Annotated in this window: 11 protein-coding genes; 8 read left to right on the top strand and 3 right to left on the bottom strand. The window is 66.8% G+C overall.

Translation table 11 applies throughout. From position 1 onward, the window contains the following. The first annotated feature begins 148 nt into the window (after window positions 1-148). Window positions 149-280 (top strand): hypothetical protein, encoded by a 132-nt coding sequence (locus tag AB0M47_RS23175; RefSeq protein WP_363417302.1) that lies wholly within the window; start codon window positions 149-151, stop codon window positions 278-280. Window positions 281-1,851: 1,571 nt separating this feature from the next. Continuing rightward, window positions 1,852-2,562, top strand: a complete 711-nt coding sequence (locus tag AB0M47_RS23170) for a hypothetical protein (protein ID WP_363417299.1) — start codon at window positions 1,852-1,854, stop codon at window positions 2,560-2,562. Between the two features lie 357 nt (window positions 2,563-2,919). Here the strand turns inward: AB0M47_RS23170 and AB0M47_RS23165 are convergent, their stop codons facing one another. Both AB0M47_RS23165 and AB0M47_RS23160 read right to left on the bottom strand, forming a co-directional pair. Continuing rightward, window positions 2,920-4,089 (bottom strand): hypothetical protein, encoded by a 1,170-nt coding sequence (locus tag AB0M47_RS23165; protein ID WP_363417296.1) that lies wholly within the window; start codon window positions 4,087-4,089, stop codon window positions 2,920-2,922. 250 nt (window positions 4,090-4,339) lie between these two features. Then, window positions 4,340-4,927 (bottom strand): hypothetical protein, encoded by a 588-nt coding sequence (locus tag AB0M47_RS23160; RefSeq protein ID WP_363417293.1) that lies wholly within the window; start codon window positions 4,925-4,927, stop codon window positions 4,340-4,342. 372 nt (window positions 4,928-5,299) lie between these two features. On the opposite strand from AB0M47_RS23160, the gene AB0M47_RS23155 reads away from it, so the two are divergent. From AB0M47_RS23155 to AB0M47_RS23130, 6 genes are all read left to right on the top strand, one after another. Continuing rightward, window positions 5,300-5,680 (top strand): hypothetical protein, encoded by a 381-nt coding sequence (locus AB0M47_RS23155; protein WP_363417290.1) that lies wholly within the window; start codon window positions 5,300-5,302, stop codon window positions 5,678-5,680. 1,127 nt (window positions 5,681-6,807) lie between these two features. Further along, window positions 6,808-7,875, top strand: coding sequence for a ThiF family adenylyltransferase (locus tag AB0M47_RS23150; protein ID WP_363417287.1), 1,068 nt, complete (start codon window positions 6,808-6,810; stop codon window positions 7,873-7,875). Beyond that, window positions 7,848-9,083: a hypothetical protein gene (locus tag AB0M47_RS23145; RefSeq protein ID WP_363417284.1), complete on the top strand. Its 1,236-nt coding sequence runs from the start codon at window positions 7,848-7,850 to the stop codon at window positions 9,081-9,083. The genes AB0M47_RS23150 and AB0M47_RS23145 overlap by 28 nt, the downstream gene beginning before the upstream one ends. Continuing rightward, entirely contained in the window at window positions 9,080-9,667 is a 588-nt protein-coding gene (locus AB0M47_RS23140; protein ID WP_363417281.1) for a DUF3105 domain-containing protein, read from the top strand. The genes AB0M47_RS23145 and AB0M47_RS23140 overlap by 4 nt, the downstream gene beginning before the upstream one ends. Window positions 9,668-9,728: 61 nt before the next feature. Beyond that, window positions 9,729-9,851, top strand: coding sequence for a hypothetical protein (locus AB0M47_RS23135; protein ID WP_363417278.1), 123 nt, complete (start codon window positions 9,729-9,731; stop codon window positions 9,849-9,851). Window positions 9,852-9,941: 90 nt separating this feature from the next. Then, window positions 9,942-10,133 carry a hypothetical protein gene (locus AB0M47_RS23130; protein WP_363417276.1) on the top strand — a complete coding sequence of 64 codons (192 nt, stop codon included), beginning with the start codon at window positions 9,942-9,944 and terminating at the stop codon, window positions 10,131-10,133. A 705-nt stretch (window positions 10,134-10,838) separates the two neighbouring features. Here the strand turns inward: AB0M47_RS23130 and AB0M47_RS23125 are convergent. Next, a partial coding sequence (locus AB0M47_RS23125) for a hypothetical protein (RefSeq protein WP_363417273.1) occupies window positions 10,839-11,049 on the bottom strand: 211 nt, incomplete at its 5' end.

The following is an 11,049-nucleotide window of genomic DNA, read 5'->3' as shown; positions in this document are numbered from 1 at the left end:
CAGACAATCCAAGTTCAGCGTTTCCACGGCGCGGTCGCTGAGCTCAGCCACAGGCGAGACGTCGATACCGAGGTTCCATTCATCCGTCCAAGCCGTGGTTGGCCGCCGTCCGGCAGTTCAGTCAGCCCCGCGCGGCGAGGGTCCCGACTTGATCGACGTAGAGGAACTCGCGACATGGATCCTGGTCGCGCTGGACGAAATCGGAGGCACCGCCACCGGAGCGGACACCTTCCGCGTATGGAACAGCTCCTCGGAAGCCGCCTGCGGGCCGACGACCTAGACCACGCCCGAGCGGCCGAGACCTCGTCTCGCGGTCGCCCCAGCTACACGAATGCCGTGAGTACCCAGCCGAACGCGAGCAGGACCAATTCTGGAACACCCCAACAACGGCGTCCATCAACCCAGCGCATGAAACTCACGCGTCAAAGAACTTAACCATTCCGAAAACCAACATCACTATTCCACCGATCGCGACCAGCCAGGACATGCCAAAGCGGCCAGCTCCCCCGTTACCCTTCCAAAGGAAACCGCCAACTCCAATGAATACCGCGACCAGCCCACACACGACAAGTTGCCACCACGTCCAAGGATCATTTCGGTTATCGGCAAGGAACATCTTGAAGCCCTCTACTAAAGCAAGCCGTGAGTCCAAACAGGACCCTAATATTACGCCAGTTCCGTAGGTAACCGAGACACCGACCCAAGGGATATCGTAATACGGCAACCGCACTTCGTGATCGGGGTGCCGTTGGTAACTACCAAATGGCGTCGAGTGGCATCCCGTCTAGGAGCATGCGAACGAGTCTGCACAGTTGGTCGGGGCTGGCTGCCTCTGGCAGGGCTGACAGCGACGCCTCTGTTACATCGAAGAGTGAAACCGTCCGCGCGGATCGGTCGGAGTGTTGGACGAACCATATATGGCATCGGTAGGAATCCGGCCGGTCCTCGTGATGGCCGTTGCGCAGAGCAGGAGCCAGGATCGCCGTTGTGTCCGGCTCGACTTGGCGCAGCAGGGCCTCGCGTGAGCTCCACCTTGCCGTCAGCCTGGCGTCCTGGGCTTCCTGCTGCAGCCGAAGGAGATCGTCGAAGGCCGCGACGCGCACGCTGAAATCGGCATCGCGGGCGAAACGATCTGCCGATACGGCTCGAAATGACTGGACATGAACTCCAACTTGGTGCGGCTACGGGTAGCGGATTCGGTGACGTGACCACGCCGCCGCTCGCGTGTGGCAGCGAGGCTACAAAGCCCTCCGAACTCAGCGGCTGATCACGAAGTGCGGCTGCCGTAGTAATCCGAGGACAGGCCCCCCGAATCGCCCGCAGGCCCCGACCATGTACGCGCCGCACGCTTGAAATGACCAAGGAGCTGGACGTGTTCATGCGGCACACCGGATCCGGCGCCCACATCCTGGCCAACACGCCCACCCAGGCGGCTCACCGGTAGCAGCCCGGCGACGCGGTGCGACTAGCTCGCGCAGCAGTCGACGGCGCACCGAACCGTCGCTGATGGCTCGCCTCTACACCGCCGAGGCGTGCGCGCACACCGTCGCCGCCGACGCATGCGGTTGCTCCCACCGCGCTACGGCTCGCCGAACGAACCGTCGACCAGAGCGGCAGGTCAGGCCACCCAGCGCGGGCCGGCTACTTCACGCCAGCGCGCCGGAACCTAGGATCGAGGACGTGTTGCGAGGGCGTACGCCGACGGGACCGTTTCGCTGGGATCTAGTGTCCCCGGACCAACTCGGCCGACTGCTCGACGGCGTCGCGGAGCCAAACCTGTGGTTTCTCCCGGACCTGGTCGAGTGCGGAGGCCGGGTCCTGGCTCGTTGCGCCGACGGCGACCTCTACTTCGTGGGACGGTCGCCGGACAGCGTCTTCGACCTGCTCAGCGGAGCTCTTTCGGCCACGAGCTGGAAAGATCGCTGCCGACGCCTGCCTCTATCACTGTGGAGCGACCCGGACGCGTTGACGCCCGACCAGACGGCGCAGTTCCGCACCAACATGGAGAAGCTCGGGATCACACCCGCCGCCTTGGCCACACGGCAACGACCCGTGACTTTCGTTGATCTGGTCTACCGCGGCCAGACCTTCGAAAACCTGTTTCGGCTTCTGCGCGCTTGGATCAACGAGGAAGCGATCTCCTGGCCAGTTGTCCGTACCAAATTGCGGTTCGTCGGTATCACCGAACGCACCAAGACCAGCCCGAACACGTGGCGCTGGTACCAGGCGGCGACGTGGGCACCGCAGTTGCCTCGGGCTGCTCTGACAAGCGTGTCACTGGACCGGTGGGTATGGAGCTACCTGGGCAACAGCCAGCCCAAGACCAGCCAATCCTTCCCCGTCGCGGCCTGGCTGGACGAGGATCTGGCCACTCCGGCGCGCGACCCTCAGGCTGTGGCGGCGCTCGCCGAGGCCGTCGCAGTCGTGGCGTACGGACGCTCGAGCGAAGGTCGCAACGCGCTCGCCGACGCGATCACGTCCGAGCCGACCATGCGGGAGTCATGGCTACGGACACTCGTCATCGACCTCCGCCGACAACCCCACTCGGGAGCCGCGCGGTGAACGGCGAAATTCACCTCCTCTCGGACACGGTCCTGGAGAGCTCGTCGGTCGTGGCCGACTGCGCGATGAACCGCGAGCGCGGGCTGTCCAGCTCGAATGGGTACGGTCGTGAACTGGGCTTGGAAGTGCTCCCGGAGCTGCACCGCCGACTGCGCGACGCCGATCGGCCGGTCCTCTGGCTGGACTTGTGCTGCGGGTCCGGCACGGCGCTACTGGAGGCGGCACACGGGGCTCCGCCGAGACGGACTCACCGACGGTTGGATGCCCGTGGCAAAGATGCGCGACCAGAACGACGACACCGCCCACTCCCCCACGCTCGCAGTCCGATTCGGGTCAAACCTTGACACTCCCCGTCGGTCAGCGCGACGCCACACGCGGATGAATCTCGTCGCCGGGGTCGGGATCGAGTAGCAGTCCGTTCTGGAAGCCGATGAACCGGTACGCCACCTGGCGCAGCGGCCACAGCACCCAGGGCCGATCGGCCTTGGTGATGATGCCGCCGTCGGCGTGGGCGGCGGTTCCCAACAGCAGCCAGGATTTGTTTGTCGAGTAGATCGTGGCCAGGGCGTCCGTCGATGCTGAGGGCAGCGCCTGGCGTACGGCGTCGGCCGCGTCGCTGGTGGTGTAGAGCACCGCCCACAGGCTGGCGACGGCGTCGCTGTCGTCGGTCCGGTACGCCACATGCAAAGCCATGACGCAGTTCTCGACGTTCAGCAGTGCGTCATCTGCGAGCACACCGTCGCAGCCACGCTGGTTTGCCGTAGCGGTCCTGGTGAGGACGTCGTCGTTCATCTGGAGAACCGCGGGAAAGATCTCCTCTGGGTTCGTCCCGGTCGAGCCTGTGGCGGAAACGGCCACCGGGACGGCGGTCACGACTAACACCGCACCAGCGACCAGGCTGGAAACGGTGTAGTTACGTCCAATCACAGCCGCCTTGCGGCCGATGACAGCCAGCAGCACCATCGCGACCAGCGTCGCGCCGATACCGCCGAGCGCCCACAGGAAGCCATCGATGAACTGGTCCGCACCAGGCCCCTTCACCAGGTCGGACAGGCCTCGGCGCCGACGGCCCGGGACGAAGGACAACGCCATCAGCACGGATGCGATGGTGAGACCCAGAAGCACCCGTCTGGTCGTCCTCCCGGCCAGCTTCTGCACGATCGCGGTGGCTCCGATCAGCGCGGCAGGCACGGCGATGACCAGCCACCCTGCGATCACCATGCCCCCGGTGGAGCACGCCGACAGCTCACACGCGCCACTGACATACATCGGGCGCAGGATCGTGCCGAGGAAAACGTACCCGACGAACGCCGCCATCAGACCGACGATGACAGCGACCACGTACAGCCAAGCCCATCGGGACGTCTTCTTCGCCGGCGCCTTCGCGGCCTTGCCCGCAGCAGGCCGGACATCTGAAGGCTGAACCGTCGGCCGCCCCGGGACCCTGGGCCGCTTGGGGACCTTGGGCTGTTTCGGAGGCCGAAGCTTCTTGCGGCCGACGTACTCGATCGGACCCTGATCAGTCACCGGCAGCACAATACCGTCGGCCGGCGAACGCGCTCGGGCCGGTCAGCCCCGGTCGCCAAGCCCACCTGCCGCTTTTCACGATCAACGACGGGGAGCAACGACCGAGCGGACAACGAGCTGGGTTGAACGATGGAGGCGGACCAATCGCTGCACTCATCGCCCTTAGGCGATCAGCCCACCGCTTCAACTCGCCCGAAGCCGGCTTCCTGCCACCAACCTGACTATCGCAAGCATCGCGGCAGCTGGGAGATCACCGATTCCGGGTCAGAGCGGCGACAAGTCCGCTTATCCCGGTGATCGCCAATGACAGCAGGCCCACCGGCAGCGCCAGGAAGTAGACCTCGTGCCAGCCAATCCCGATGACGGCAGACCAGGCGAGCGCCAGCCCACACAGCAGCCCCGCGAACACGGCAGCGCCGATCGCGACGAGCATCCCCGTACGACGTTGGCCCGCCTGACCAGCCAGTCCAAAGGCTGTTCCAGCCACGGCGCCACCACCGAGTCCGATGAACACTGAGCCGATGAACACCAGGATTCCATTGCCAGCCAGCGCCATGACGAGAATCCCGAGGACGATCAGCACACTCGCCGAACCTGCCACCCGGGTAGTCCAGCGCAGGCCGAACACCCACCCGGGCAGCAGACCCACGGCCACGGCCCCAAGGTGGATCAGCACCACGACGAACCGCATCGCCGGCCCGAAGTCCAGATCCAGCCGCACCGTCTCGCTCAGCGGCCCGATCAGCGCACCCACCAGACACGCCGCCAGCGCGCCTCCCACCGCAGGCCCCACGACCATCCACAAGGGACGGCGAACTTCCCCGCCTCGTTTGATCATTTGATCATCCTGGCATGCGCATCCACCCCCGCCAGTCCCAGGCGATCGCTCAAGGCATACGGCAGGAGCGCTGCCGTTGACAGCGGCAGGGCGCGGATCATGACCATCGGGCCAGCATATGGAGCGACAGCGGCAACCGCAGCGGACCGAGGCATGCGTCGCCGAACCCGCCTCGCCAGCCGCTCAGGCACTCGATCCTCTTGCCTCCAGCATCAGAGCCACACCTGTCGCACGCGAATCCACGCGCGGTCGCCACGGCATGTTCCGTCGAACCGCTGACTAGCGAGAAAGCATCGCCGGGCCCGCCGGGACTGCTGGCTAGGTAGATATCCATCGCTTACCCGGTTCACCGCCGGCGACGCCGTGTTCGGCGTGGTGGCCAAGCCGTTCCTCGGCGACGGCGGCTTTGGCGAGTACGTGACCATCCCGGTGGAGATCGGCATCACCGCTCTTCCCGACGGCGCGGACCCGGTCGCCGTAGGCGCGCTCGGCCTGGCCGGTACGGCCGCCGTCGACGCCCTGACCGCCGTCTCCCCGCAAGCAGGCGAAACCGTGATGGTCAGCGGCGCAACCGGTGGCGTCGGCGCGATCGCGATCGAGTACGCCGCCGCTGCCGGTGCCGGTGCCCGAGTGATCGCCACCGCCCGCCCCGGCGAGGAAACCGACTTCGTCCGCGGCCTCGGCGCGGCCCGGCCGGTCACTCCGGGGCGGACCGGCGACACGACTCAGCGAGGAAACGCGGTCCGTCGCTAAATGGATAGCTTGTGATGCTTCATCCACCTGAGATAGTCGGCGGCTGTGCAGCCTGCGACGAGGTGCTGGCATGGCGCGGTCCCGGTCGACGGCCCGATGCGTAATCCCCCAGAGCATTGGGAGAATCTGCTCCAGCAACCGACATGGCCGACGGTAGTCGCGGACTCAGCGCCTGAACCCGCGTGGATGTGGACGATCGGCCGTTGCGGCGGCGCCACCGTGAACGCCGCGAAATCCGGTGGACCCAAAGTGGGGCCATCGACCGATCCCGTGAGATACCGCAGGCAACCGGCTTGCCAGGCGAGTCCTTTCGGGTTGAATGGCGCTTCCGGCCGCTTGGAGCGTCGCGCTCGCGGCGATCGCCCGCGATCGCGAGATGACCTTCGTTTGCGGACGCAGCACTATCGAGGCAAACATAGGTGGCGGGGAATGCAAAAGCGGCCCTCACCTGGTGATGAGTGCCGCCCATGGGGCTTAACGTGTCGGAGGGGGGCTCCAACACCTGCACTACGCACCCATGCCGTGCATGGATGGTCATGTGGAACACTCTATGGCCTGACCTGCGACGACGCAAACCCCGAGTCCATAGTGGATGGCCCTGGATGTATTGCCTGCTCAACGATAGGCACGTGAGCGACCTGCGGCCGAATCCGCGGCGAGAGGCACGCCGACAACAACGGCCGAGGTGTGGGCGTCAGCCCGATGAGCGCGCCATGATCGGCTGAGCCCGTTCTGCCCGGCGTGGCGGTATTCATCTGTCAGCTCGGCGACAGAACCACTTGATTGATTGACTTACATATTGGCAATGATCATCACCTCTGTTTCCATGGTTCGCAAGCGAGTGGTGCACCCCTCGGACCCCGTTTCTCCCCATCCATAGGAGGAAACCATGGAGAAGACCGTCGAGACCCGCAAGCCGGCCAAGGTCGTCGTCCGCAAGCTTGAGCGGCTGGAGACCACGGCCGTGATCGTCGTCGACCCGGGCTGCCGGAACGAGGTCTGCGGCTAGCAGCCGCCGCCGGGGCCGCGGTACGCCGTGGCCCCGGCCCTGCCCTGCTTCCCACGGAGTGCTCGACGGAGGTTCGACGACGGTGTTGCGGCCACGGATCAAACGCATCCACAAGCCCATGCGGCTCACCCCGACCTTGATCAGCATCGGTGGCCGGCAGCTGGGCATCGGCGCCGAGATCGACGACGATGACGGCTCGCTGTGGGCGCTGCTCGGCCTAATGGACGGCACGCGTACGCGCGACGAGATCGTCGCCGCGCTCGCCGGGACGCACCCCGGCGCCGACCCGGACGACACCGCCGAGACGATCCAGACGATCATTGACGCCGGTTACGTGGAGGACGCCGCCGCACCGGTCCCGCCCGAACTGAGCCCGGCCGAGGTCGACCGGTACGACCGGGCGATGACGTACTACGCCTGGGTCGACCTGACTCCGCGTACGTCGCCGTATGACGTGCAGGCGACGCTCAAGGCCAGCCGGGTCGTGATCGCCGGACTCGGCGGCACCGGATCGTCCGTCGCCGCCTCGCTCGTCGCCGCCGGGGTCGGTGCCGTGCACTGCGTCGACTTCGACGTCGTCGAGGAGGGCAACCTCACGCGGCAGCTGCTGTACACCGAGGACGACATCGGCTTCCCCAAGGTCTCCGTGGCGGTCGAACGCCTGCGGCGGCTCAACTCCTCGACCAAGGTCACCGGCGAGGAGGTCCGGATCGATTCCGCCGACACCGCCGCGACCCTGATGCGCGACCAGGATCTGCTCGTGCTGTGCGCCGACCAGCCCCGCCACCTCATCCGCGAGTGGACGAACAAGGCGGCGCTGCGTACCGGCACCCCCTGGATGCTGGCCCAGTACGCCGGCCCCATGGCGGTCGTCGGCCTCTTCGTCCCCGGCCAGACCTGCTGCCCCGACTGCCTGCCGAGCGTGGCCGACCGGCTCGCCGACGAGCACGGCGCGCGGCCCAAGGACCTCTTCGTCTTCGACGGGCACGCGGTGATCGCCCCGTCGGCCAACCTGACCGGCCACCTCGCCGCGCTGGACGCCGTCTACCACCTGACCGGCATCCCGACCACGACCCGCGGGCTGATGTTCCACCTGAGCCTGACCGATCTGACCTACCACTACGCGGTACGCCCCGAGCCCGGGCGGACCTGCGGCACGTGCGGCTGGGTCGGGGCGCCCCGATGATCGCCCTCGGCCCCGGCAGCCGCCTGGACGTCGCCCACCTCGTCGTACGCCGGGAGGACGAGGACGAGTTCGTCGTCGGCGACCCGGCCACCGGCACCTTCGTCGTCGTGCCCGAGGTGGGCGCGCGGCTGGTCGAGCTGTTCGCCGCCGGGCACACCGTCGCCGAGGCCGCCGACGAAGTCGAACGGGAGACCGGCGAGCCGATCGACGCGCTCGACTTCGCCGAGGTGCTCGTCGACTCCGGCATCATCGCCGACCGGCCACCAGGCCGCGGCCGCAGCTGGTCGGTGTCGCGCCTGCCCGCCCGCCTCCTACGCCCGCTGTTCGGCCGGGTCGCCTGGACGTTCTACGCTGGCTGCCTCGTCGCCACGGGCGTGATGTTCCTGACCGAACCGTCCCTGCTGCCGTCGTATGAGGACACTTTTCTCTTCCCCGACGTCGTGCTAAGCCTCATCGTCACCAACATCGTCGTCATCGCGCTGACCGTGGTCCATGAGATCTGGCACGCGCTGGCCGGGGCGGCGGTCGGAGTACCGTCCCAACTGCGGCTCGAACGGCGGGGCATCTTCCCGGTGCTGGAGACCGACCTGTCCGGGCTGTGGGCGCTGCCGCCGGAACGCCGCTACAGTCCCTTTCTGGCCGGGATGGCCATCGACTGCGTCATGCTGTTCGGTGCCGTGGCTCCCCGGTTCGCCTGGTCGCGCGGCTGGCTCGACATCTCCCCCAGCTTCTCCCGGCTGCTCGCGATGGTGGTGTTCAGCCAGGTCGCCAAGCTGGCGTTCCAGACGCTCGCGTATCTGCGTACGGACATGTATCTGGTGATGGCGACCGCGACCGGATGCCGCAACCTGCACCAGATCACCCGGCTGTCGGTCAAACACCTCGTCCGCAAGCTCAGCCCGGCCGAGGCCGCCATCCTGCGCGACGCGCACGCCCGCGATCTGCGGGTCGCCCGCTGGTACCGGCTGCTCTATCTCAGCGGGCTCGTCTGGATGGCCTGGTTCTTCCTGCACTTCTTCCTGCCCAGCGCCAAGGTTGTGTTCGGCTGGGCGGCCGGTGTGCTGCTCGGCGCCCCGCCCGGCAGCGCGTACTGGTGGGAGGGGATCGGTTTGCTGATCTTCGCCCTGCTGAACGTGACGCTTCCGCTCGGCGTGACCGTCCGCAACTGGCTGCGCGGTCGGCGGGGCGCCGCCGGAGCGGCGTCATGACCCGCCAGGGCTGGCTGGGGACGGTGGTCAGCATCGCCGTCACCACGCTGAGCATCATCACCATGTCCAGCCTCGGCGTCGGTGTCCTCGCCAGGGCGGCCACTCAGACCGCGGCGCGGCCGTGCGACCAGCTGCCCGGCACGCCGGAACAGTTCGAGGGCAACAACCACATCCCCTACGAGGGCGCCGGGCACGACCCCTACCGCACCATGCCGCCCACCTCCGGACCGCACTCGCCGCGGGTGGTCACCCCGGGCGTCTATCGCGAGCCGATCCTGCCCGAGCTTCAGGTCCACGTGCTCGAACACGGCCACATCATGCTCCAGTACGCGCCGGACGTGCCGGCCGCGGACATCGAGAAGCTCGAACGCATCGGGCGCAAGCATCCGCGGGACGTCATCGTCGCCCCCTACCCGGACCTCGGCCACGGCATCGCGGTCAGCGCCTGGCAGCGACTGCAACGGCTGGACTCGCTGGACGAGAAGGCGATCGTCACGTTCATCACCAAGCTCGCCGGACGCTACAACCACGCCTGGCAGAACGGCGCGACGGACTGCGTGGTCGCACCGTCCTACAGCGACTGATTCCGGCACCCATGGTCGAAGGGCTCCGGCTTAGGATCAGGAGCGTGTCGGTACGCGTACCGTGGAGGCACTTCTGGTCGTCGGCCCGGTGTTGTGCGTGCTCGCGGGCGGCGCCGTCGCCAGCTGGCGGGCGGTCCTGCTCTGGCCGCACATCGTGCGCACCAGCATGTCCCAGGTCAGCTAGGCCGATCGCACGCTCACGGTCCTGGTCGGCGTCCGCAACTCCGGGCGGTACGCGGTCGACTTTGCCGGCGCGGGCCGCGGCGCGGACGCGGTGACCCCGAGCGGCACCACGGTCGACCACCCGCACATCGAGGCGGACAAGTGGGCCCGGATCACGCTGCCCTACCAGGGCACCGACTGCGACGCCACGATCGACGGTAGCTGGCGGATTCCCTTGCGGACACGCGTACCGGCCGCGACGTTCACGGCGCGGGCCGACGGCCCGGAGACCACCGGCCCATAGGCCCGGCCCGATCTACGCCCGCGAGGACCATCTCCGTCTCCTGGAGAATGACCGATCCACCCGGCCGGCAAGACCGGGTACGTACCAAGATCACATCGGATGACATCGAAACATCCTGGAGTAGCCAACCTTGCACGGCCGTGCCTCCACTCCGCGACGCGGTCGAGGCGAACGACTCAGGCTGGCTCTGGCTGGACGCCGGAGCGCGTGGGGGTTCGAGTCGCCCGGCGACACACGCCAGCACGGAGCCGTGACCTCGGCGTTGGTAAATAGTTTGTCTCTGGATCGACACAAACCAATACCCAACCGGGTCCGACGCTGGCCACGGTGATCCCGTTGATCTAGGTTTGATCCCTTCCATTCCCGCAGATGCGCCAACCACGGCGATCGGCCGGCCCGACGGAATCGCGCCGCTGTTTGACTTTCCCGAAGGCTGGTCTGGTCCGTCCATGTAGCCAGATACCCATGACGCGTACGCGCCGCGCATTGGTCTCCTTGACTGCGTCAACATGCCACACAGATCGTCCGAGGCAACCAGGTCAGGCTGGTCCCCATCCCTCTGCGCAGAGTGGGTCAAGCCCGGGCCAATGTCTTTCGTCATCGCCCGACCCGCTATGTCTGATCTGACTACACTATGCCTGAGTTGTCCAATGGGACGGCGGAACGGCTGACGCGCACCGGAGGCGCGTCAGCCGTCAACATGATCTACTCAGAATCCGCGTCGATATCCCACGAAACCTGCAATGCGCTCATTACATCAGCCGCTAACTGACGAACCTGTGCCCACTCCGGAAGCTGAAGTCCTGCCTCAGATAAGAAGTTAGTACTCCAGCCGCACTTTCGTGTACTTGTTTTCGCTGGCCAGACGACGTCATTGCGGGGTTCCTGATAGGACTTGATCTGTCCACTATAGACT

It is taken from the genome of Hamadaea sp. NPDC051192, assembly GCF_040682475.1.
GTDB lineage: Bacteria > Actinomycetota > Actinomycetes > Mycobacteriales > Micromonosporaceae > Hamadaea > Hamadaea flava.
This window is presented reverse-complemented; position numbering and strand designations above follow the sequence as displayed.

Bases quoted from the DNA above. Each gene is read 5' to 3' on its own strand.
- AB0M47_RS23160 (WP_363417293.1), bottom strand. From the start codon at position 4,927: ATGATCAAACGAGGCGGGGAAGTTCGCCGTCCCTTGTGGATGGTCGTG.
- AB0M47_RS23150 (WP_363417287.1), top strand. From the start codon at position 6,808: ATGCGGCTCACCCCGACCTTGATCAGCATCGGTGGCCGGCAGCTGGGC.
- AB0M47_RS23140 (WP_363417281.1), top strand. From the start codon at position 9,080: ATGACCCGCCAGGGCTGGCTGGGGACGGTGGTCAGCATCGCCGTCACC.